At 41.1% G+C, this 23,045-nt stretch carries 20 protein-coding genes; 12 read left to right on the forward strand and 8 right to left on the reverse strand.

What is annotated here, in order from left to right:
* Window positions 1-36 precede the first annotated feature (36 nt).
* Window positions 37-2,241, forward strand: coding sequence for an OsmC domain/YcaO domain-containing protein (locus F946_RS05450; protein ID WP_004979980.1), 2,205 nt, complete (start codon window positions 37-39; stop codon window positions 2,239-2,241).
* A 68-nt stretch (window positions 2,242-2,309) separates the two neighbouring features.
* Here the strand turns inward: F946_RS05450 and lpxB are convergent, their stop codons facing one another.
* Complete coding sequence (gene lpxB, locus F946_RS05455) at window positions 2,310-3,482, reverse strand: lipid-A-disaccharide synthase (RefSeq protein WP_004979982.1); 1,173 nt, start codon at window positions 3,480-3,482, stop codon at window positions 2,310-2,312.
* Window positions 3,483-4,165: 683 nt separating this feature from the next.
* On the opposite strand from lpxB, the gene F946_RS05460 reads away from it, so the two are divergent.
* The 6 genes from F946_RS05460 to F946_RS05485 all read left to right on the forward strand — a co-directional run bounded on the left by F946_RS05460 (window position 4,166) and on the right by F946_RS05485 (window position 9,616).
* Complete coding sequence (locus F946_RS05460) at window positions 4,166-5,725, forward strand: PepSY-associated TM helix domain-containing protein (protein ID WP_004979984.1); 1,560 nt, start codon at window positions 4,166-4,168, stop codon at window positions 5,723-5,725.
* On the forward strand, window positions 5,722-6,015 hold the full coding sequence (locus tag F946_RS05465; RefSeq protein ID WP_004979986.1) for a hypothetical protein: 294 nt from the start codon (window positions 5,722-5,724) through the stop codon (window positions 6,013-6,015). The genes F946_RS05460 and F946_RS05465 overlap by 4 nt, the downstream gene beginning before the upstream one ends.
* A 123-nt stretch (window positions 6,016-6,138) precedes the next feature.
* Window positions 6,139-6,801 (forward strand): hypothetical protein, encoded by a 663-nt coding sequence (locus F946_RS17365; RefSeq protein WP_228128101.1) that lies wholly within the window; start codon window positions 6,139-6,141, stop codon window positions 6,799-6,801.
* A 106-nt stretch (window positions 6,802-6,907) separates the two neighbouring features.
* Window positions 6,908-7,804: a sulfite exporter TauE/SafE family protein gene (locus tag F946_RS05475; protein ID WP_004979988.1), complete on the forward strand. Its 897-nt coding sequence runs from the start codon at window positions 6,908-6,910 to the stop codon at window positions 7,802-7,804.
* 139 nt (window positions 7,805-7,943) lie between these two features.
* The gene (locus F946_RS05480) at window positions 7,944-9,035 is read left to right on the forward strand and encodes a 3-deoxy-7-phosphoheptulonate synthase (RefSeq protein WP_004693350.1); all 1,092 of its coding nucleotides are present in this window, start codon (window positions 7,944-7,946) and stop codon (window positions 9,033-9,035) included.
* 56 nt (window positions 9,036-9,091) lie between these two features.
* Window positions 9,092-9,616 carry a protein tyrosine phosphatase family protein gene (locus F946_RS05485; RefSeq protein WP_004693352.1) on the forward strand — a complete coding sequence of 175 codons (525 nt, stop codon included), beginning with the start codon at window positions 9,092-9,094 and terminating at the stop codon, window positions 9,614-9,616.
* Here F946_RS05485 and ispF read toward each other — a convergent pair.
* Complete coding sequence (ispF, locus tag F946_RS05490; RefSeq protein ID WP_004979990.1) at window positions 9,604-10,092, reverse strand: 2-C-methyl-D-erythritol 2,4-cyclodiphosphate synthase; 489 nt, start codon at window positions 10,090-10,092, stop codon at window positions 9,604-9,606. The genes F946_RS05485 and ispF overlap by 13 nt on opposite strands.
* 101 nt (window positions 10,093-10,193) lie before the next feature.
* Here ispF and F946_RS05495 point away from each other — a divergent pair, with 101 nt between their 5' ends.
* The 3 genes from F946_RS05495 (at window position 10,194) to F946_RS05505 (ending at window position 12,070) form a co-directional block, all read left to right on the forward strand.
* Window positions 10,194-10,844: an A1S_1983 family putative colistin resistance protein gene (locus F946_RS05495; RefSeq protein WP_035326460.1), complete on the forward strand. Its 651-nt coding sequence runs from the start codon at window positions 10,194-10,196 to the stop codon at window positions 10,842-10,844.
* Between the two features lie 44 nt (window positions 10,845-10,888).
* Window positions 10,889-11,371 carry a CinA family protein gene (locus F946_RS05500; protein WP_004979998.1) on the forward strand — a complete coding sequence of 161 codons (483 nt, stop codon included), beginning with the start codon at window positions 10,889-10,891 and terminating at the stop codon, window positions 11,369-11,371.
* A gap of 78 nt (window positions 11,372-11,449) precedes the next feature.
* A complete protein-coding gene (locus tag F946_RS05505; protein WP_004979999.1) occupies window positions 11,450-12,070 on the forward strand; it encodes a hypothetical protein in 621 nt (206 codons plus the stop codon).
* A gap of 56 nt (window positions 12,071-12,126) precedes the next feature.
* Here the strand turns inward: F946_RS05505 and prpC are convergent, their stop codons facing one another.
* From prpC to F946_RS05535, 6 genes are all read right to left on the reverse strand, one after another.
* A complete protein-coding gene (gene prpC / locus F946_RS05510) occupies window positions 12,127-13,263 on the reverse strand; it encodes a bifunctional 2-methylcitrate synthase/citrate synthase (RefSeq protein WP_004980000.1) in 1,137 nt (378 codons plus the stop codon).
* 2 nt (window positions 13,264-13,265) lie between these two features.
* On the reverse strand, window positions 13,266-14,150 hold the full coding sequence (gene prpB / locus F946_RS05515) for a methylisocitrate lyase (protein WP_004696708.1): 885 nt from the start codon (window positions 14,148-14,150) through the stop codon (window positions 13,266-13,268).
* A gap of 42 nt (window positions 14,151-14,192) precedes the next feature.
* Complete coding sequence (locus tag F946_RS05520; protein ID WP_004980001.1) at window positions 14,193-15,824, reverse strand: long-chain-fatty-acid--CoA ligase; 1,632 nt, start codon at window positions 15,822-15,824, stop codon at window positions 14,193-14,195.
* Between the two features lie 469 nt (window positions 15,825-16,293).
* Complete coding sequence (locus tag F946_RS05525) at window positions 16,294-17,319, reverse strand: AraC family transcriptional regulator (protein WP_004980004.1); 1,026 nt, start codon at window positions 17,317-17,319, stop codon at window positions 16,294-16,296.
* A 200-nt stretch (window positions 17,320-17,519) separates the two neighbouring features.
* Entirely contained in the window at window positions 17,520-19,355 is a 1,836-nt protein-coding gene (locus F946_RS05530) for a DUF1302 domain-containing protein (RefSeq protein WP_004980005.1), read from the reverse strand.
* Window positions 19,356-19,646: 291 nt separating this feature from the next.
* Window positions 19,647-20,234 carry an RBBP9/YdeN family alpha/beta hydrolase gene (locus tag F946_RS05535; protein ID WP_004980010.1) on the reverse strand — a complete coding sequence of 196 codons (588 nt, stop codon included), beginning with the start codon at window positions 20,232-20,234 and terminating at the stop codon, window positions 19,647-19,649.
* A 344-nt stretch (window positions 20,235-20,578) separates the two neighbouring features.
* Between F946_RS05535 and F946_RS05540 the strand changes: the two genes are divergently transcribed.
* Both F946_RS05540 and F946_RS05545 read left to right on the forward strand, forming a co-directional pair.
* Window positions 20,579-21,679 carry an OmpW/AlkL family protein gene (locus F946_RS05540; RefSeq protein ID WP_004980011.1) on the forward strand — a complete coding sequence of 367 codons (1,101 nt, stop codon included), beginning with the start codon at window positions 20,579-20,581 and terminating at the stop codon, window positions 21,677-21,679.
* A gap of 322 nt (window positions 21,680-22,001) precedes the next feature.
* Window positions 22,002-23,018 (forward strand): AraC family transcriptional regulator, encoded by a 1,017-nt coding sequence (locus F946_RS05545; RefSeq protein WP_004980013.1) that lies wholly within the window; start codon window positions 22,002-22,004, stop codon window positions 23,016-23,018.
* The last annotated feature ends 27 nt before the right edge of the window (window positions 23,019-23,045 follow it).

Genomic DNA, 23,045 nt, shown 5'->3' on the forward strand with positions numbered 1-23,045 from the left:
GTCCATGCTGACATATAAGAAAATTTAGGTGCCAGCATGGAAATCAAGGTTAATTATCTCGATAATCTTCGCCAAGAAGCGAAGTTCGACGATTTTACAGTCATTGCCGATCAACCGATTCGCTACAAAGGTGATGGCTCTGCACCCGGTCCATTTGACTATTTTTTAGCATCTTCTGCGCTTTGCGCAGCTTATTTTGTCAAAGTGTATTGTTTAGCACGTGACATTCCAACCGACAACATTCGCTTGTCTCAAAACAACATTGTTGACCCTGAAAACCGCTATAAACAAATTTTCAAAATTCAAGTTGAACTCCCTGCAGACATTTCAGAAAAAGATCGCCAAGGTATTTTGCGCTCTATCGACCGTTGTACGGTTAAGAAAGTAATTCAAACAGGCCCTGAGTTTATTATTGAAGAAGTAGAAAGCATTGATGCTGACGCTCAAGCCCTGCTTATTCCAAGCCTTGCATCCGAAACCAGTACCATCATTGCGGGTAAAGACCTGCCTTTAGAAGAAACCATTGCCAATATGTCAGGTATTTTGGCTGGTCTAGGCATGAAAATTGAGATTGCCTCTTGGCGTAACATTGTACCGAATGTATGGTCTTTACATATTCGTGATGCTCAATCGCCAATGTGTTTTACCAACGGTAAAGGGTCAAGCAAAGAAAGTGCTTTAGCTTCTGCGCTGGGTGAGTTCATTGAACGTCTGAACTGTAACTTCTTCTATAACGACCAGTTCTGGGGTGAAGACATTGCCAATGCCGAGTTTGTGCACTATCCAGATGAAAAATGGTTCATGCCAGGCCCAAATGGTGAAATGCCAGAAGGCGTTCTGGATGAGTACACCCTTGAAATTTATGACCCTGAAGAAGAACTGTTAGGTACGCATTTATACGACACCAACTCAGGGAAAACTGAGCGCGGTATTTGCGCTTTACCTTTTGTTCGCCAGTCTGATGCTGAGGTGGTTTACTTCCCATCAAACTTGATTGAAAACTTATACCTTAGTAACGGGATGAGTGCAGGAAACACCTTAGCTGAAGCACAAGTACAGTGTTTGTCTGAAATTTTTGAGCGTGCGGTAAAACGTGAAATTTTGGAAGGTGAACTGACCCTGCCAGATGTACCACAAGAGGTTTTAGCGAAATATCCTAGCATTTTAGCAGGTATTCAAGGTTTAGAAGAGCAAGGTTTCCCTGTACTGGTGAAAGATGCCTCTCTAGGCGGTCAATACCCTGTAATGTGTGTGACTTTAATGAACCCACGTACAGGCGGTGTATTCGCCTCTTTCGGTGCACACCCAAGCTTTGAAGTTGCGCTTGAGCGTAGCTTAACTGAGCTACTGCAAGGTCGTAGTTTTGAAGGTCTGAACGACTTACCTCGCCCAACATTTAGCTCAAATGCGGTCACTGAACCCAATAACTTTGTTGAGCACTTCATTGACTCAAGTGGTGTGGTTTCATGGCGTTTCTTTAGTGCCAAATCGGACTATGACTTTGTCGAGTGGGACTTTACCAATCAAGGTCAAAACTCAAATGCTGATGAAGCTGATGCACTGTTCGGTATTTTGGAAAATATGGGCAAAGAAGTCTATATGGCCATTTACCAACATTTAGGTGCAACGGCGTGCCGTATCTTGGTACCGGGTTACTCAGAAATTTACTTGGTTGAAGACTTGGTTTGGGATAACACCAACAAAGCACTGCTTTACCGTGAAGACATCCTCAACTTACACCGTTTAGACAACGAACAACTCGAAGCGCTGGTTGAACGTTTGGAAGAATGTGAGCTAGACGACTATACTGAAATCAAGACTTTGATCGGGATTGAGTTTGATGACAATACCGAATGGGGGCAATTGACTCTGCTTGAACTTAAACTATTGATCTATCTTGCATTAGAGCAGTTTGAGGAAGTGAAAGACTTGGTTGAAGCATTCTTACAATACAACACCAATACCGTTGAACGTGGTCTGTTCTACCAATGCATGAATGTCGTACTCGAAGTAATGTTGGATGACGACATGGAACTGGAAGAGTATGAAGCCAACTTCCGCCGTATGTTCGGTGATGAACGTATGGATGCGGTAATAGGCACAGTTGAAGGTCGTATTCGTTTCTATGGTTTAACAGAAACCAGTATGAAGCTTGAAGGTTTAGACCGTCACTTACGTTTAATTGACAGTTATAAAAAGTTACATGCTGCACGTGCCAAAGCTGTTGGACTAAAACCTTAAAGTAAAGAGAAACAACCCAAATACGTTTGGGTTGTTTCTCACTGCACTTTTACTATGTTTTAAAAAAATTAATCTAAAATATTTAAAATCACCTCAACAGGGTTTTCACTATTGCCTGCAAGTAACTGTTTATGCATGGTAATGTGCTGCATGGCTTGAATCTGTGCTGTTTCTATATTCATTAATTTTTCAATTTCAGCTGCCAATTTCTCAGGTGTTGCATCTTTTTGGATTAATTCTTGTATCACTTTCTTGCCTGCAATAATATTCGGCAATGAATAATATTGAATCTTGATCAAGAATTTCACCACATGATAAGTGAGCCAGTTCAACTTATAGAAGGTCACCATTGGTCGGTGTAACAGCATAGCTTCTAAAGTTGCTGTACCTGAAGCCAAAGCTACAATATTGGCTGCATTCATAACTTGGCGCCCGATCTTCGACTCAGTACCTGAGTTTTCAAGTAAGTCAATTTGATCGACCAGTTCTTTTGGATACTGGGCAAGCAAAGCTTCGATTTGTTGCTTACGTGCATCGTTGATAGCAGGTATCACAAAGCGATAGTTTGGATATTTGGCGTAGAGCAATTTTGCAGCATCTAAAACCAGTGGACCGAGCTTTTCAATTTCACCACGTCGACTTCCCGGCAATAAGGCAATATGCTTTTGGGTCAGATCTAAACCCAGTTCTTCTTTGGCTTGTAAAATTGGGTTTTCCAAAGGCAATTGGCTCGCCAGGGGGTGTCCTACAAAAGCAGCAGGAACATCCCATTTTTTATAAAATGCTTTTTCAAACGGAAATAAACACAGTACCAAATCAATAGAAGCTTTGATGCCATGAACCCGTCCCTGACGCCATGCCCAAACGGAAGGACTAACATACTGCACGGTTTTTATTGGCAGTTGTTTTTGCTTTAAACTTTTTGAAAGGCGCAGATTAAAGTCTGGCGCATCAATCCCAATAAACACATCGACAGGATGGGCTGTCCACTTCTCTACCAGTCCATCACGCACAGCAAAAAGCTTTTTAATGTCTTTAAGAACCTCAACTAGCCCCATGACAGACAAAATATCCATCGGATAAAAGCTCTTGAAACCCTCTGCAATCATTTGCGGGCCACCAATACCCTCAAATTCTGCATCAATTCCTTGCTCACGAAAACTGCGAATAAGTTTAGCACCTAAAGTATCACCCGATACTTCACCCACTACGATTCCAATTTTAAGTTTCCGATTTTGCAAAGCATTATTCCTTATTTCTCAACCCATGCATCATAACATAGCGTCTTTTGGGATGGGTATTGGTCGAGTCTTTCTATTTTATGGTCTAGATATAAAATGAGTGACCTATTTGATTCATATGAAGAGCACAAAAAAAGTCGAGTTAATTTCAATTTTCGATCATTTAAATATTGCATAAGATGCCTATTAGAACATAAAATTACTGAGAATCATTATCGTTAATTTATGTGCACTCTGTTGCTCAACTTACGCTGCTTCATACTAGTATTTTGGCTACGTAGATTGCTCATACGCATAATAGAGATGATTGTGTTTTGCTTAAATATTAAATTTAGGTTCAATGCTTAGTGAGTACAACGTTAAGCCCCCTTTATGACTTCATTCATGTGATCTTTATGCCCCTAAGTCAGCTTAAATACCCTATAACCGTTATGTTCCGGTTTTTGATCGCATTTGGCTTAGGCTATTTATGTACATTCATGTTATCAGAACTGCTTACACTCAGTTTTTACCCTCACTTAGCTAAAGCAGAATCCATTTATTTGGCGGCTTTTCTATCTCTTATTTTCTTTACCATTTTTGTCATTGTAAGCTTTTGTGTTCAATCCCTGAAAAAGTTAAGCGCTTCAACCATTTCGCTTTCCCTTTGCTTTTTTCTATTGCTGAAGTTCGTAGGTTAAACCATGCAAAAATCTGTTCGCCAATCAATGGCATGGCTACACTCTTGGCTTGGACTAACACTGGGGTGGTTATTATTTGCCATATTTTTAACAGGTGCTGCGACCTATTATCGTCATGAAATAAATTTGTGGATGCAACCTCAATTTGCCACCATGCAACTCAAACAAGACACAGCGATGGAGTCGGCATATCAATACTTACAAAAAAATGCCGCAGATGCGCAAAGTTGGTATATCGGCGTGGCTAGTCCGAGTTCACCTGTTAATAAAATCTACTGGCAAAAGGCCGATGGTGGCTACGAAAATAAGACTTTGGATGCGAACACGGGTAAAGAAGTCACCTTATCTGCAACCCAAGGCGGTGAGTTTTTCTATGGCTTTCACTATCAGCTGTATGGTGTGCCCTATTTTATCGGTAGGCTATTAGTCACGATTGCTGCCTTCTTAATGTTAATCATCCTCATTTCAGGCATCATCACACACAAAAAGATATTCACCGAATTCTTTACCCTTAGAGCCTTCAAGGGTCAACGCTCGTATCTAGACTTTCACAATGTTACCTCTGTCATTGCTTTACCCTTTTTTCTGACCATTACATTCACTGGTTTAGCCATTTTCTTTTATCTCATTCTTCCCAATGGCATGAAGAAACTTTACCCAGAGCAACCGTTCCAATATTTTGATGAAATTAGAAATATTAGCATCAGCTCTGAGGCTAAACCGACACCTGCTACGATGCGACCAATTGAATACTTCATACAACAATCTGAGCAGCGTTGGGGTAAAACAGAAATTGGCAATATTACGGTCAAACACCCCAATACCAATATCGCTCAAGTGAACTTGGTTGAGTCAACTGACCGAAGCATCACGCGAAACCAAGCCCAACTCAGCTTTAACGGCGAATCTGGTGCCCTGCTCGGTGACACTCGGAATAATAGTGCAATTGCCACGCTCAATAATGGAGTGTATGGTTTACATATGGCACACTTTGCGCAGCCTCTATTACGCTTTGCGTTATTTTTCTCAGGGCTTTCAGGCTGTGCCATGATTGCATCTGGGCTTTTACTCTGGAGCTTAAAACGTCAGCTGCAAAATAAGAAACAAAGTTTCCACTTTGGACATTATGTGGTTAACCGCCTAAATACGGCTGCCATCATTGGCTTGCCGATTGCTATGCTCAGTTATCTTTGTGCAAACCGTTTACTTCAGTTAGAAGCTGGTCAACCCAACTACGAAATTTACGCATTTTTCGGCACTTGGTTACTTAGTTTAGTCATTGCATTGCTCACTCCACAGCAACACCTTTGGAAAACTCAATTGAAGGTCTTCATTTTACTGGCTGTATCTTTGCCTATTTTCAATCTTTACTATTTAATCAGTCACCAATATGTGCATGACTTAAATGAATATTGGTTATTCTTGCGAGTTGATCTTATGGTCTTCATCCTTGCGATATTGGCTATTTTCTTACATCAAAAAGTTCAGCCCATTCAACAAAAAGCTGTACAAAAAATTCAGAAAAAATATGTCAACCCTACGATTCAGGAGTCCAACTCATGATCTACCTGATTGTAGGACTTCTCATCACTTTCGCGTGCTATGTGTTATTTCTGGTGAGCGATAAGCAGCGCCCTAAAACTCAAAAGTCACGTTGGGCCAAGTGTGCGGAACATTATCAAATCTGCCGATATCTGGCTTTTGGTGTACTGGCCACGGCATTAACTTTATTGATTCAATTCACGGGCCGCGGTGTGGGGAGTGTCAGCTTATTTGTATTTGCAACCCCGATACTTTTTATACTGATTCTGAGCATCAACGACTTAAAACCAAAAAAAACTCAATTTAAATAACAACTTACACTTCAACTCACATGCCTTTATATTTGGTTCATGAGCCAAATATAAAGGTGTATATAAATATATGAACCAGAACCATTGCAACAGAATTTTAGAGCCTAATCAAAATCATTTAAGTTGAAGCATCGTGATTTTTTAGTTATAACACGCTCAATAATAAGCACTTTTAAACCTCTTTTCACGGTACAAACATTGCGCTCAACTTTAGATTGGTTACAACAAGAAATCATCCCCCTTTCAACAGCTCTGCAGTTGGTCGAAGCATCATTTTGGCTGGACACTTTATATCTCCCTCATTTTCAACCTACTTGTATTTATTTCCCGAGCAGTTGGATCCCCTCTCAGACTCAAAGTAAAACCTTTGTTCAAATGACCGTTGAAGTTGGTAAAGGACGAATCAGCACGTTGAAATTTAAACAACAACATCATTTATGGATCGCAAACTGCGCATTGATGGGAGAACCTATTCAAACATTATGTGACCAGTCCTCACATCGTCACCAATTTACGGCAAAGCAGGTCGAACTTTACTATTTGGAGCGTATTTTTTGGAATCTAAAAAATGCAAAAAAGGAGGTGTTTATTCATCAGATCACATTAGCTGATCCACGTCAGCAGCAATTAGATATGACCTATGGCTCGACCGCAGCGAATTTTGAGCAATGGAAAAAGCATCAGCTAGCCCCTCTTTATGTTCTACGAACACTCATAGGTCTCAATCTATGGTGGTTGCTGACAATTGTAGGCTTAAAAATAAAAGCACGTATACAGCTCAAATAATAACTCCTATATCTCTTTTTGGAATAAGTAAATCAACAATCAAGACAACGACTTATATGAAAACGTCATAAGATATGCACGTTTTTTGATATTTTGGCATATAACAATGTTTGGTCCACTCGAATTTATTCTCGCAGGTGTTTTAGTCGGTTTTTGTGTGGGAATTACTGGCGTGGGTGGTGGTTCATTAATGACGCCGATCCTCATCAGCCTTTTCAGAATTGAACCTCACATTGCCATTGGTACAGACTTGCTCTATGCCGCAATTTCAAAATTCTGTGGTTCATTTGTACATGCCAAAAAACTAAATATTGTGTGGCCGATTGTGCTTTGGCTTGCAATTGGCAGTATTCCTGCTTCCTTTGCAACACACTGGGTACTCGACAACTATTTGAGCCAATCTACCCACTACAAAGCCGTGCTCACCATGGTTTTAGGCTTCATGTTGACCATTACAGGTTTATCGATTGTCTTCCGTAATCAAATTGAAAAATTTTTCAACAAATTACGTAAAGATGAACTCCCAGACATGACTGAAGACTTAGAAAAAGTTCAGCTTCAAACCAGCAATAAACGTAAGTACATTGTGATGATGGGTGTGGTTCTTGGGGTCTTCGTGACACTGTCATCAGTTGGTGCAGGTGCTTTCGGAATCATGGCTTTGGTCATTATGTTCCCCAACCTACCAATGATTCGTATTATTGGTTCTGATGTTGTGCATGCGGTGTTACTTACGTTCGTTGCAGGTATGGGTCACATGACTTCAGGCAATGTCGACTTCAACCTCCTTATGTGGTTATTGGTGGGGTCTATTCCAGCAATTATTATTGGAACACTGATTAGTTCACGCCTTCCTGAAAAAATCATTCGTAAAGTGTTGGGTATTACCCTGTTTGCGCTGGGTGTGAACTTCATGTTGAATCCGATCAAAGCTAAACCTGTGAAGCCAGCCGAAACTGCTCAAGTCGTTCAAATTTCAACAGTTAAGAATGCCTCTGTGTAGGCATTCTGATTTAAAATAAACCTAAGATTCATCACTTTTTTTTCAAAGATTCATTCGACTTTTTTATAACCTTTTATCAGCTAAACCGTGTTATATTCAGCTCATAAAGCAACTTAATACGATCGAACCAGTGACGGCAATGAATACTCTACAGTCAAACTCTATTACCCAAAACGACATCGATGACGTGAATTTACAAAGCATTCATCCGCTAGTTACCCCAGCGGAATTAAAAACTGAATTGCCTCTCACTGAGTCTGCATATCAAACTGTACTTCACGGTCGTGAAACGATTCGCAATATTTTAGATGGTAAAGACAAACGCATTTTTGTGGTGATTGGCCCATGTTCAATTCATGACCCAGTTGCTGCTCACGAATACGCAGACCGTTTAAAAGTTTTAAGCGATAAAATTAAAGACTCAATCTATGTCGTAATGCGTGTTTATTTTGAAAAACCACGTACCACTGTGGGTTGGAAAGGTCTGATCAATGACCCTGACATGAATGACTCATTCAATATTGAAAAAGGTTTACGCATTGGCCGTAAACTTTTGGTTGAGTTAAATGAAAAAGGCTTACCGTGCGCGACCGAAGCCCTTGATCCAAACTCACCACAATACTACCAAGACTTAATCTCTTGGTCAGCGATTGGTGCACGTACCACTGAAAGCCAAACACACCGTGAAATGTCTTCTGGTCTTTCTTCACCTGTAGGTTTCAAAAATGGTACAGATGGTGGTTTAACTGTTGCAACCAATGCCATGCAGTCGGTGAAACATGGTCACCACTTCTTGGGCTTAAACAACCAAGGCCAAGTGTCTGTGATTCGTACTTCGGGTAACCCGTATGCACACGTGGTACTTCGTGGTGGTAATGGCAAGCCAAACTACGACGCTGGTTCTGTAGCAGAAGCAGAAGCAGCATTGGCTAAAGCGAAAGTCAGCACCAAAATCATGATTGACACCAGTCATGCAAACTCGAACAAAGACCCGTTCCTTCAACCGCTTGTTCTGAAAAATATTACCGAACAAATTATTGATGGAAATAAATCTATTATCGGCATTATGGTTGAAAGTCACCTTAAAGGTGGTCGTCAGGAAATTCCTGAAAACCTATGCGATCTTGAATACGGCAAGTCAGTAACCGATGGTTGTATTGACTGGGATACCACAGAAAAGGTATTACTAGAGATGCACGAAGCACTCAAAGACGTTTTACCGAACCGTTAAGTTTTTAAAACGCCATCTTCGGATGGCGTTTTTCATTCTAAGATTAAGAAATAATTATGAACGCTATTGAAACACACTTAAGCCAAACACTTAACTTTCAATTTATCCACGAGCATTTGTTTACTTCTGGACAACCGACTGCTGAGCAATTACAGCAAATTAAAGAATATGGCGTAAACACAGTCATCAATCTTGCGCTCAGTAATAGCAATAACTATTTAGCGAATGAAGATCAAATCTGTTTAGAGCTCGGTTTAAACTATATACATGTGCCGATTTCATGGGATACACCCTCTGATGATCAATGCTTATTGGTCTTAGATATGATTGATCATTTGGTACAAGAACAAACTATTTGGGTTCATTGTTCAGAAAATTATCGCGTCAGTAGTTTGATGTATTTATATCGTCAATATTATATGAATATTGATATGCCAACCGCACATGAGGCCATGCATCAAATTTGGGAACCAAATGACACATGGACAGGTTTGACGCATGCTGTTGCCTTACAACTTCAAGGTCGTAAAGCAACACAAGAATTAAAGCTGGCTATGATCAATCCTGATCATTTTGCGTGAGAAATCAGCACTGTCGCTGTAGATAAAATACCTTCCTGACGACCCGTAAAGCCCAGTTTTTCCGTGGTCGTTGCTTTGATGCTAATCTGCGTGATTTCAACATCGAGAACGTCTGCAATGCTTTGGCGCATCGCTAAATTATGCGGCGCCAACTTCGGACGTTCACATGCCACAGTAATATCGGCATTATTCAACTGATAACCACGATCTAAAATAAGCTGATAGACATGTTTGAGTAATACTCGACTGTCTGCTCCTTTAAAGCGAGGATCGGTATCGGGAAAATGCTGACCAATATCGCCTAAAGCCAACGCACCCAATAATGCATCTGTTAAAGCATGCAAAACCACATCACCATCTGAATGTGCTTTTAAGCCGTGTGTATGTGGAATTTGAATACCTGCCAGTGTGACAAATTCACCCTCTTCAAAAGCATGTACATCAAGTCCCTGTCCAATTCGAATATGTGCAACCATGCTCAGTTTCCTTTAAGAAATAAATGATTGAAATCTTGTATTCACGCTTTCTCTTTCGCTATAGTTACAAGCAGCGCAACATAGTGAAAGTATAAGCGATCATGCTGTTGAAAACCGACATAAAACTTATGAAAAAATTTAGTATTTTAGTGTGTCTAAGTTGTCTTTGTACCAGCTTTAGTTATGCTCAAGTCATTGACTGTGATGATCCGACTTCATCTAGCCTTAAAAAGATCTGTAGCGATCAATTCAAAGATATTCGACAAAAATTAGACACGCAATCCATGACTGCTTTTTTAATCAGTGATGCGCCTCAGCGTTTATTGGTCGATACCCATCAGCTATGGCTAAGCCGCCTACAGCAGTGTAAATCCTTAGCATGCTATCAGCAGCAGATGGACTTCCGAATTGATGATCTGAACTTCTACACATCATTAAATCAAAGTTTGACGCAACACTATTTAAAGTTTGAACATGGGGTCATTGCCAAACAACCTGTGCACCTACAAGTGCATCAGCTCTCTAAAGATAAAATTAAGATCGAAGGTATTGCATATCGTAGCCCCAATAACCGCATAGAAACCCAAACCATTTCTTTTTTGGCCTATACCACACCCGATCAGAAACAAAAAATTACCGATAATGAAAACAACTGTCACTACCAGTTCAACTTTCAAAAAGCCATTCTTTCTGTAAAAAGTGAAAGTAAAGCATGTAATCGTTTTGTCGGTGTGTACCGTGTTTATGACTAAGCTGTCAAACAAATCAAAATAATGGACATCGGGAGGCTAAAGTCGTGCAAGTACTCAAGCAATGCTGCAACCTCCTAGAACAGAAAAAATTGACCATTGCCTTTATCGAAAGTGCCAGTTCAGGTTATCTATCCAGTCAATTTTCGATTTATAAGCATAGCGGAGCTGACATTTTACTCGGTGGACTGGTGAGTTATGACCCCAGTATCAAATGTGAAATTTTAAAGATTGATCCTGCACTTATTCAGCAATATACAGCGGAGTCAATTGAAGTCACTGAAGCTATGGCGCTTCACGGTCATCAACTATTTCGTTATGCCGATATTATTGTCTCTTGTACGGGGCTACTCAAACCTGGTGGAAGTGCGACGCCTGAAAAACCTGAAGGCACCTTTTATATTGCCATTCATTATCAAAACAGTTTAAGTACTTACCATTATTTACTACTGGGCAGTGCGCTCGAGCGACTTGATCAACTTACGAAAAACGTAGCTCAAATGGTCATTGAACGTGTTCAAAATGCTTAAATCTTTACACTAAATTTGATTTTTCTACATTTAGAACCTTTAAACTGAACCATAATCAATAAAAATGTGAAGCGCCTCATGATGATGAAAATAATCCATCCTCTACTTTTCAGCACCTTATTTTTTTCAAGCCACAGTTTTGCAACTGTAGGTGGACCACAAAATATTGAAATTTTAGGACTCGACCAAGCTGATCAAAAAATTTATGTGATGCGACATTATTTAGATGGTCGTGGTCGTTTGCCACAATTGTATTATTATCAACTCAACAGCAAAACACCCTCCAAACTGATTGAAGTAAAGTCTTTATATATCAATCCAAAAACTCAAAAAATTGACTATGATCAAGACAGTCAAAAGTTTGACCGTGACATTGCAAAAATAAAAAAACGACTCAAAGCTTTAACGCCGGTTCCACCCAAACAGGTTAAAATTCAAGTCATTAGTAAAAAGACTTCAAAAGAACCCTCTTGGTATGATCCTAAAATCTCCATCCCGAAGTTTAGCTATCAATATCAAGTGAAATACAGCAATTTGAAAAGTCCCGTACACAAGGCGGTGGACTATAAAAATGGGCTGCGCATTTCGCAAAGTTATAAAGTTCCTAATCAACAAAAAGCGCTGGTGACTGTTCAATATCTCGGGATTCCTTTTGAAACAGGTTATAGCATTGAAGATCCGATACTTCTCACCCGATAAAAAATAAGATCTCAAATTATAAAAATGAGACCTTATTTAGATCATGTGTTATCGCGTTATGCGGCAGCACGCTCCTCAATCGGCACTACTTTACGTAGCTCAGGCCCCGTATAGTCCGCACTTGGGCGAATAATACGGTTGTCCGCACGTTGTTCCATCACATGCGCTGCCCAACCTGTCACACGGCTCATCACGAAGATTGGTGTGAAGAGTTTGGTCGCAATATCCATGAAGTGGTAAGCCGATGCATGGAAGAAGTCTGCGTTACAGAATAATTTCTTTTCACGCCACATCACTTCTTCACAACGTACTGAAACTGGATAAAGAACCGTGTCACCGACATCTTTCGCTAAGCGCTCTGACCAAATTTTGATGATGCCATTACGTGGATCATTGTCTTTGTAGATTGCATGTCCAAAGCCCATGATCTTTTCTTTACGTTCCAGTTTGCCCAGCATTTCTCGCTCAGCTTCTTCAGGTGACGTCCAGTTTTCAATCATTTCCATCGCTGCTTCGTTTGCTCCACCGTGTAATGGACCACGCAGTGAACCAATTGCACCGGTAATGCATGAATGCATATCCGATAAGGTTGATGCGCATACACGTGCGGTGAAGGTCGATGCGTTGAATTCATGCTCTGCATACAGGATCAGTGATACGTTCATCACTTGTTCATGCAGTTCATTTGGCTTTTCACCACGAAGCAGGTGTAGGAATTGAGCACCGATTGAATCGTCATCGGTGTTTTCTTCAATGCGTACGCCATCATGGCTAAAACGGTACCAGTAGCAAATGATTGCTGGAAGGGTTGCAAGAATGCGGTCTGCAACATCTTGTTGTTCGGCAAAAGATTGTTCTGTTTCTAGGTTGCCCAGCATCGATACGCCCGTGCGCATCACATCCATTGGGTGTGAATCTGCTGGGATACGCTCAAGTACTTCTTTGAGTGCTTGTGGCAGTTGGCGCAGTGATTTAAGTTTAGCTTTATAGGCGGTGAGCTGTTCTGCTGTGGGTAGTTCACCAAAGAAGATCAGGTAAGCCACTTCTTCGAATTGGCAGTTTTCAGCGAGGTCTTGGACGTCATAACCACGGTAGGTTAAACCTGCCCCGCTTTTGCCTACGGTTGATAGTGCTGTCTTTCCTGCGACTTGTCCGCGCAATCCTGCGCCTGTGAGGACTTTTCCTTCAGCCATTTTTAATTCTCCTGTTTAAACAGCTTGTCTAATGTGTTTTCAAAGGTGTGATAATCCAGAAATTCGTAGAGTTCTTTGCGCTGTTGCATTTTGTCGAGGACGTTAACTTGGGTACCATCATTGCGAATGGCATGCATGACTTCCAGTGCTGCCTTTTGCATGGCACGGGTCGGTGACAGTGGGTACAGCACCATCGAGATGCCTTGTTCTGCCAGTTGTTCTTTGGTGTAGTATGGGGTATCGCCAAATTCAGTGATGTTGGCTAGTACAGGGACACCGACTGCATCACAGACGGTTTTGTACATGGTAATGTCAGTCATTGCTTCAGCAAAGATCGCATCGGCACCGGCTTCTACACAAGCACAGGCACGATCAATTACCGCTTGTAGGCCTTCTTTTTGTAGGGCATCAGTACGTGCCATCACCACAAAGTTTGCATCAGTTTTGGCATCAACTGCGGCTTTTACGCGGTCGACCATTTCTTGTTGGGTGACGATTTCTTTGTTTGGACGGTGGCCACAGCGTTTTTGTGCCACTTGGTCTTCGATGTGAACTGCGGCTGCACCTGCGGCAATCATTTGTTTCACAGTGCGGGCAATGTTAAATGCCCCACCCCAACCCGTGTCGATATCGACCAGTAACGGGGTGTCTACTCGTTCGGTAATGCGGCGTACATCTTCCAAAACATTATCCAGACTGGTCATGCCTAAGTCAGGCAATCCATAAGAGTAGTTGGCTACACCAGCACCCGAAAGGTAGATGGCCTTGTAGCCCACCTGTTTCGCCATCATTGCTGCATAAGCATTGACTGTACCGATAATTTGTAATGGTTTTTCCACTTCCAGTGCTTGTCTAAATCTTAAGCCTGCAGATCTTTGTTCTGTCATCTTCCTTTCCTTGAAGCATTATGAATGAATGTGAAGTGTTGTTTATTCCACTGCGAGTAAAATTGAGCCATAACTTGCTCGTAAATCTTTTTTCAGGACTTTTCCTGTGCCGCCAACAGGTATGCTATCGACAAAAACCACGCGATCGGGGATTTGCCATTTTGCAATTTTGCCCGTGTAATAATCTAAAAGTTCAGCTTCTGATACCTGACTGACTGCGGTCTTTTTCGCGATGAGAATAGGTCTTTCATCCCATTTTGGATGGGTTGCAGCAATGACTGCCACCATGTCGATTTCAGGGTGTGCGATGGCAATATTTTCCAGTTCAACTGAGGAAATCCACTCTCCGCCCGATTTGATCAAATCTTTAGAACGGTCACTGATGACCATATAGCCATCTGGATTAATGGTTGCCATATCACCCGTATCGAACCAGCCATCTGCGGTGAGTGCATTGCTAAATTGATCAAAATAAGACTCTACAATCCAGTGCCCTTTAATTTGCAAATGCCCTGTAGTTTGTCCATCAGTAGCCAATTCGGTACTACCCTTTTCAGCATCACAAATTCGAATGCTGACCCCAAACGGTGGCCGGCCTTGTGCATAACGTAAGCTCGATTGCGCCGAGTCATCCAACTGCAAATGTTTGGCCTTGAGTTGATTTACCACACCCAAAGGACTGGTTTCCGTCATGCCCCATGCGTGAATGGTTTCGCACTGAAAATCATCTTTAAACGTTTTGAGCATTGACGGTGGGCAAGCCGCGCCGCCGACCACATTACGTTTTAAGCTGTCTAACTTGCTGCCTGATTGTTTTGCTGCTGTAAGCAGTCCTTGCCAAATAGTTGGTACACCTAAAGCTGTTGTCACTTTGTATTGATCAATCAGCTGAACCAAACTTGCGCCATCTAACATTGGCCCCGGTAGCACCATACTGCAACCGACCATAGCCGCTGCATACGGTGTCCCCCATGCGTTGACATGGAACATAGGAACAACAGGCAAAATGCAATCTTGTGCTGAAAAATTAAATGAATCGGGCAAACAGGTTGCGTAACTATGCAAAATAGTAGAACGATGACTGTATAAAACACCTTTGGGATTTCCTGTCGTACCCGAGGTATAACACAGTGAACTGGCTTTAGTTTCATCCAGTTCAGGCCACTCAAAATGTTCACTTTGATGTGCAATTAACTCATCATAAAACAGCACTTCAGGTAAAGCTTTTTGAATGTCTTCATCATAAGCATCGAGGCAGATAAAATGCTCTACATAAGGAATGGATGATTTAATTGATAACACTAGATTTAGAAAGGTTTTATCAAAAATCAAAGCCCTATCATTTGCATCATTGATAATATAACTGAGCTGCTCAGGAAAAAGTCGTGGGTTAATGGTGTGACAAACCAACCCACTGCCGGATATGCCGTACCATGTTTCTAAGTGACGATGATTATTCCATGCAATGGTGGCCACACGGTCGCTGACCGCAAAACCAAATGACTGTAATACATTGGCAAAGCGCTTTGAGTTTTTAGCAATTTGTCCCCAGTCTGTATGCAGCATCGACCCATCAGTATTTTTGGAGATAATGGCTGTATCTGCATGATAACGAGCAGCATGTTCAATCAGGCTGCTAATCAACAAAGGTTGAAACATCATATTTCCAATCATCAGAAACTTCCTTTTTAAAAATCTTTTTTAGACTTATTTTTTAAGATCCGCATATGATCGGTCTTGGTCATTTGTTTTTTAAAATACTGTCTTTTTCCATCTTCATTTTGTCATTTGGTTGCGTTATTTAGTCATTTGGTCACTTATGCACAAAAAACTTAAATCTTCTAATTTATTGTTTTAATTAATTATTTATACAAATATTCAATATTATAAAAAGTGATAATTAACTCAAAACGAATCTGAGAGACATGCACCTGATTTCATATAATTTTTTAAAGCTTGAATGAAAAATACGTTGCGTAAGGTCAAGTTGGAATAGAGGTACACTCTAGAGAATTCAAGAAAAGACGTCTTATGAGGAATTTAATGAGATAATGCAAATGTGGACAGATTGAATGATTTTAAACACTGATCAAATGACAAAGACATGGTTTGAGATATACAGGCTGAGTTTTATCTGCACACTTTAAGCATGCAGATTCATCCGTCTCCAACGTCCGGGGGTAATGCCATACCAACGCTTAAATGCGCGAGTGAAATTGGCTTGATCGTCATACCCCACTTGATTGGCCACTTCAATAATCATGAGTTTTTTGTTTTTAAGTAACTCCGCTGCAATTTTCTTGCGTGTCGCTTCAAGCAAGGCTTCAAAACTGGTCTGATGTTTATTTAAATAACGGTACAAAGTAAAACGGTGAATCGAAAAATATTCAGCCACACGTTCGACATTACAACTTCGATGCGGCAATAATTCCTCAATAATTTTACAAATCTGACCAATCATATCGACACGATCATAGCTTTGTAGTTCAGACAAATGCTGACGCAAAAATTGATCTAACTGATGGTCATGCCCTGCTCTTTTTTGATCCAGTTGTTCCTGCGGAAATAAAATTTCGTGCTGTGACTGACTGAACCACACAGGGCAGCCAAATGCTTTTTCATACAAGTGCGCACACTTCGGCTTTGGATATGAAATACGTACCAAGGCTGGACGCCAAGATTTCCCCAAAATCAGTTCGATAATAGACACCATCGCAACCAAATAAGCAGTTTGATATTGTTCTTTTCCAGGAATATCACCATCGATATGCATGCAAATACGTGCATAGCCATCATCTTCTTTCAAATCTAACTTTTGCCCTCTGTACCACATACTGCCGTATTGAAAGAGGCTCTGCATAGCATCCCGCATGGTCGCGGCATTCAGCACCAGAAAACGTAATGGCCCAATATTTGAAAATTGTGCTTTTTTCCCAATCACTAAACCCAAATGATCACAGCCTGTTAATGCTTCAACGGCTTGAAAAATACTGCCCTGTGTTTGTAGAGAAATTGGCAATAAATTGTTCTTTAAATCTTCTCGCTGAATCCCAAAATGTTCAAATACAGTACGTGCATCGAAACTATGTTCTTCTAAATAGTTGGCAATCAGGTTCAAAATACCAATGGGATTGGACTGTGGTTGTCGTGTTAAATCAATGCTGTGCATCGTTCCCTCTATATATGTCGATATATTCAGCACATGACTGTCTGATATGCCTCTTCATTTTGAATATTTAATACTTCAAACATGCTTTCAAAATTTGGATTGCAATGCAATCCGGTGCAAATACAACGAAAGCATGGCCTGTTTAGACCATGCTTCAGATGAGCCAAATATTCACTTTCAAATAAACATCCTAGCTCTTTTTAAAAATTTACTTTGAATGCGAGCGAAGCAAAATCTCGGTCATCGATGGTACTGAAGTCATTTGAACCAAAGAAACTGGTATAGGCCATTTCTGCGGTATATCGTTGGCGGTATGTGGCAGAAACCGCTGCGGCAACACTCATTTGACCTTCCTGAAAGTTTTGGCTAAAACCATCGACATCATGGCGGAACAACACACTCGGCGTAATCACGGTTGCAGGCAGCAAATCTTTATAGACTAAAGCACCGCGCAAACGGTATCCATATGACCATTCTGTAAAAAAGCCTTCTGTATTACAAAAGCGTTCATTTAAACGGTCAATTTCATCATTCGACAGATGTGCTGTTCCATAAGGAGTACATTGGTTGGCTTTGGTTTCTGGATCATACGCACCCGATGACAACTCGCTACGTCCAAAAGCGCCGACACGACCAAAACGGTGATTTCCAATCTCACCAATATGATTCACCGCCAATTCGGCAGCCCAAGTAAAGGTATTGGCTCCGAGGACATTTGCTAGACTATTACCAGCACCAAGTGAAAATTGGGTCACGGGCGCACGGGCATAACCTTGTAAATATTGCCCAAACTCTGCCGATGTTCCTGCATCTGTTAGTGGCGTATTTTTGTCTAAGACTTGTGCATAGACAATATCTGTACCATTAAACTGCAAAGGCTGGTTGGGTTTATGAGTTAACTCACTAAACACAGAGGTCGTACCGATTTTGCCTGCTAAGCTAAGTCCATACATTTTGATGTCTTCAGGATAGATCGAGAAAAACTGCGCAGTACTAAAGTTTGCTGGCCCTGCCGCAGTGACAGCCGTCCCGTCAAAATTCGCGGTTCGATTATGATAATTTGCAAAATACAGCCCAAGCTCAGCATTGTTTAACTTGGGCAACGTTTGCTTTAAGGAAAAACCATACTGTCCGCTGTCTTTGGCATAACGACTTTCACTACGCGGGATATAAGATTTGGCATCTAAAGCCGTATCGGTAAGTTTATCGCCCGGCATCACAGTAATGACGATCGGCCCACAGTTTTCTGGCACAAAGTCTGAAATGGCAAAGAATGTCCCACAGCCATCGACTACAGATGGTCTAAACCTAAACTGGTAGAAACCGCCAAATTTTAAGTTTTCATTGATCCCAGCTTCAAAGGAAAACATTTCGGTTGGAATCACGCGTTCTCTTGCATCACCACCGGGACGATTCATCGCAGCATAATCAAAAGCACTGACACTATTAAGTCCATTTTGGAAGAACTGTGATTTGCCCCACTGCAAGGTATGTTTGCCCAGTTTAATATTGGCACTTTGCCCATTATCTAAAGCAAAGTTTTTCCAAACATAGGCATCCCACAGGTCGATGCCTTTGAATTTCGCTAGTCGGGGCCATGCTGAATCATCAAAAGCTTTTAAATCGCCTTCACCTGTTTCATAAGCATGGTCATACCAATACTTCGCACTGACCACTGCACCCTGCTGTTTTCCTTTTAAGTTCAGCTCGGTAAAGCCTTTCACCACTTGTGAAATTACATCGCCTTTATTAAAGTTGACGTGCCCATCATCACCATTAACATCGATACTGGAACCCTCTTTTCCAATATGATTTGCATCGGGTTTATACACCAGTGAACTAGACGCCTCTTGGGTACTCCAGTTTGTCCCAAAGCTAAGTGCGGTTTTGGTTTCAAACTTCCATTCATCGTTTAATTCAAAACTCGCCGCTGAAACTTCCGAGATCACCAAAGCAAGGCTTAAACAAAGAACCGTTTTTTTCATCAATGAAATATGATGATTTTGTCTGTTTAAAGACACAAATTGACCGACCATATCATCTCCATATCGATATGATTTATTTTTAAATACTGTGATTTATTTCAATACAAACGCTAAAAATTACTGGCGATTACACCTTCATATGCCACAAATAACGTTTCACTAAATTCAACATCTTCTCTCCATATCTCTATTTATTCTGTAAAGCCATCCTTTGGCTCGGGATTTAAATTAACTGTTTTAAAATGTTCAAATTTGTCTTTTGGTCATGCAAATTAGTCTTTAGGTCATTTGCATGGATTGAGTTTTCGAGATTGAAATTCAAAGGTGAAGTCTGTCTCTCGACTAGGAAACTTGCTCTATGGACAAAGCATCCAACTGCAAGATTAATTGTTCCGCCTGCGGCCAATCGCCAAAACCTGCTGCTGGGTTCAAATGCCCTACAGCACCTGCATTGACCAACTGACTGCCCCATGTTTCTGCCATTGCTTCAACGGCTTGATATTGCGCTAAATGGTCATTGGTACTCGCCACCACAATGCTTGGAAATGGCAGTTTCTGCGTCGGTAATGGACTCCATCCTTCGCTTTTAAGAATCTCAGGACTTGGATAATGCTCAGGCCAGCTTTCCGCTAAGTCAGGTGGTGTAACCAGCAAAGCCCCTTGAATATCATGCTGATGCAACGCAGCCCAATGCACAGTCATCAACACACCTGCACTATGTGCCACCAAAATAACCGGTCCATCGATTTTTTTCAGCTCTGCTTCAATGCGAGCAACGCGGTTTGCGCAATTCAATTTATCCGTTTCTGCTGGCGGGACGGCGCGAACTTTTACGAGTTTCGCCTCAAGCAATGTTTGCCAATGTGCAGCAACATGATCACGCAAACCCGGAATAATGAGGACTGTTGCCTGTGTAAATATTTTTTCCATGGATACACCTATTTAAGCCTAATGCTTTTTAAGCAATGCGGCGCATTGTTATATCCAACATAGAGGGATGGTCGCCATTTCGATATACATAGGGCGACATTTGCTTTTCATTTGATGACAAATCATCAAATCTATAACATTTTAGAATACACCACATAAACATTTTAAATATTTGATTTTAATAATATAAGTAAAGATTTTAGTTTAATTTATGCAACACATTTCATGTTTTTCTTCAAATTTTGCCGATTGCTTAAAAAAATAACTGCCTCAATAATACGCTTGCGTTTCAGAAAGGATCCGCTGAAACCATAAAAAAAATAGCAAATGAAAAGGAAATTAAAATGAGTCAAATCTGTAAAATAGTCGTGCCTTTTGCATGCCTATTGTCAGTAAATTTTGCTTATGCGGATTCTACAAACTTTAAACGCTGGGCAGTCAGTGCAGGCTGGATGCATGTCATGCCTCAGGGGAAGGCCAATTCTACCCATGTTACCACTAACGTTGAAGAAGGCGGCAGTTATGGGGTTGGATCTTTATATGGGACTGATCTTGCCAAATATGCAATCAACAGCAAAGAGCTGACAGGAATGGGCAAAATCATGTTTGATGCCTTTGTCAGAAATAGTCAGAAAGATCCAAACTATAAAGTGCCTGATGGTTTTATGAATGGTGCTAGAGCTGATATCACGGGCATTTCGGACTATACCGCTGATGGTGGTATGGAAATTGATGATACCGATACCTTGGGTCTAACTTTAAGCTATTTTGTTAATGACAATGTCTCTTTAGAGCTAGTGGGAGGAATTCCTCCTAAAGTCGATGTCAAAGGTGTAGGTGAAATTCGTGCAACGGCTTTATCCACTTCGAATTCATCTCACCTACCTGCACATACACCACCTACCTATTTTGATGGTTTAGAGCTGCTCAAAGACACTTTAATTACAGACCTTGGTGCACATGGCACGGTAGCTGAAGTAACTGCGTGGACACCTGCAGTGACAGCAAAATATCACTTCGGCACTTCGGGGAAAAATAAATTCCGCCCATTTGTAGGCGCGGGCGTGGTATATGGACATTTCAATAAATTAAAGCTCAACGGTGGTGTCGAAGAAGATCTCATCCAAGCGGGCTACATGATTGACAATATTTTGAATGACCGCGCAGGTGAAGCACTACATGGCGGCAAAGGCAGCTCTACGGCTACTCCTGAGGTGAAAGTCAAAACCAGTGATGCCTTTGCACCTGTGCTGACTGCAGGTTTTACCTATGACTTTACCGACCGTTGGTTTAGTACAGGTTCACTCAGCTATATGCCTAACTTTAATAACGTCGCAACTGTGACTGTCACCGACACCTCTACAGGCCGACAATTAATTAAGTCCACCACCAAGATTGATCTCGACCCATTAGTGACTTATGTCGGAGTTGGCTATCGTTTCTAAGTGGTAGAAAATACTGAACACCTCAAATGAAACATCGCATTCAGATTTTGATCATCTCAGGCAGGTCATTTTGCCTACCCAAATCAATCTCTGAAAATGCTCTCGTTTGAGGCTCAAGCTATCGCATTTTATTTAAAGGCTAATTCTTATTCGATATAGGAATTAGTCATTTTTAAATCTGAATGGTTTCTTGATAAAATAAAGCCTATTTTAATCAAAATAATGCACTATTTAAGTGCGGAAACTGATACTTTTATAGTACTGGATATTGCTTAAAAATAAGTTCAGTCAGGATGACTGAAGTAAAAATAGGGAGCTTAAAGTGATTCCACTTGCCCATACGGCTGTACTCAAAAATTATTTGAATGTTAGCCAACAATTCAATTTCAATCCTTATTATTTGCTTTCTAATGCAGGGCTTAATCCTGCGCAGCTCAATGACCCGAAACAACGTATCCCTGTCGACAAAGCTATCGCTCTGTTAGAACAATCTGCTGAAATAAGCGGCTGTGAAGTATTCGGGCTGCTTATGGCGGAACAGCGTCAAATTGCCGACTTTGGTGAATTGAGTCTACTGTTAAGTTATCAGCACACTTTACGCGATGCTCTACAAACCATTGTTATGTATAGAAACTTCATCAATAATGCGCTCGAGATGTATATTGAAGAAGCTGGGAATACGGTGATTATTCATTTGGAAGTTGTTGGCGCATCGACCGAATACAGCCGCCAAGCCATTGAATTGGCTTTGGGTGTGACCCATCGTTTTTGTGCCATGTTGCTTTCTCAAAAGTGGCGACCTCTGGGTGTACATTTCACCCATAGCGCACCACAAAACTTGGCTATTCACCAGCGTGTTTTTGGTTGTGCTTTAGAGTTTGGCAGTGAATTTAATGGCATTGTTTGTACTGTAGCAGAGCTAGATAAAGCCAACCCGCAAGCCAATACAGCCATGGCAGATCATGCGAAGCGCTATCTTGATATTGATCTGCTGCAAAATGAAAATGAATCCTCCATCATTTTCGATATTCGAAAAAGTATTTATCTCCTTTTACCTATGGGGCGTGCCACCATTGATCAAGTGGCGAATTTACATGGGATCAATGTCCGGACCTTACAGCGCAGATTAGAAGCCTCTCAAACCAGTTTTAGTATTTTAACCAACGATGTGCGTCGGGCTTTAGTTTTCCGCTATCTGCAAAATATGAACTACTCCCTTGGACAAGTCTCAGACATCTTGGGCTATTCTATGCCAAGCTCTTTCACCCGTTGGTTTATTGGTCAGTTTGGCGTTTCACCCCTAGCTTGGAGAAATGACCATAAGGGCGCTACGCATTAATAAATGCATGAAATAGATCTATTTCAA

This window comes from Acinetobacter johnsonii ANC 3681 (assembly GCF_000368805.1).
Classification (GTDB): domain Bacteria; phylum Pseudomonadota; class Gammaproteobacteria; order Pseudomonadales; family Moraxellaceae; genus Acinetobacter; species Acinetobacter johnsonii.

Excerpts from the sequence above, each read along its gene's own strand:
- prpC (WP_004980000.1), bottom strand. The coding sequence starts at position 13,263 with ATGGCTGAAGGAAAAGTCCTCACAGGCGCAGGATTGCGCGGACAAGTC.
- F946_RS05505 (WP_004979999.1), top strand. The coding sequence starts at position 11,450 with ATGATGATGAAAATAATCCATCCTCTACTTTTCAGCACCTTATTTTTT.
- F946_RS05520 (WP_004980001.1), bottom strand. The coding sequence starts at position 15,824 with ATGATTGGAAATATGATGTTTCAACCTTTGTTGATTAGCAGCCTGATT.
- F946_RS05450 (WP_004979980.1), top strand. The coding sequence starts at position 37 with ATGGAAATCAAGGTTAATTATCTCGATAATCTTCGCCAAGAAGCGAAG.
- F946_RS05530 (WP_004980005.1), bottom strand. The coding sequence starts at position 19,355 with ATGGTCGGTCAATTTGTGTCTTTAAACAGACAAAATCATCATATTTCA.
- F946_RS05540 (WP_004980011.1), top strand. The coding sequence starts at position 20,579 with ATGAGTCAAATCTGTAAAATAGTCGTGCCTTTTGCATGCCTATTGTCA.
- F946_RS05480 (WP_004693350.1), top strand. The coding sequence starts at position 7,944 with ATGAATACTCTACAGTCAAACTCTATTACCCAAAACGACATCGATGAC.
- ispF (WP_004979990.1), bottom strand. The coding sequence starts at position 10,092 with ATGGTTGCACATATTCGAATTGGACAGGGACTTGATGTACATGCTTTT.
- F946_RS05485 (WP_004693352.1), top strand. The coding sequence starts at position 9,092 with ATGAACGCTATTGAAACACACTTAAGCCAAACACTTAACTTTCAATTT.
- F946_RS05535 (WP_004980010.1), bottom strand. The coding sequence starts at position 20,234 with ATGGAAAAAATATTTACACAGGCAACAGTCCTCATTATTCCGGGTTTG.
- F946_RS05525 (WP_004980004.1), bottom strand. The coding sequence starts at position 17,319 with ATGCACAGCATTGATTTAACACGACAACCACAGTCCAATCCCATTGGT.
- F946_RS05460 (WP_004979984.1), top strand. The coding sequence starts at position 4,166 with ATGCAAAAATCTGTTCGCCAATCAATGGCATGGCTACACTCTTGGCTT.
- prpB (WP_004696708.1), bottom strand. The coding sequence starts at position 14,150 with ATGACAGAACAAAGATCTGCAGGCTTAAGATTTAGACAAGCACTGGAA.
- F946_RS05495 (WP_035326460.1), top strand. The coding sequence starts at position 10,194 with ATGCTGTTGAAAACCGACATAAAACTTATGAAAAAATTTAGTATTTTA.
- F946_RS05475 (WP_004979988.1), top strand. The coding sequence starts at position 6,908 with ATGTTTGGTCCACTCGAATTTATTCTCGCAGGTGTTTTAGTCGGTTTT.
- F946_RS05465 (WP_004979986.1), top strand. The coding sequence starts at position 5,722 with ATGATCTACCTGATTGTAGGACTTCTCATCACTTTCGCGTGCTATGTG.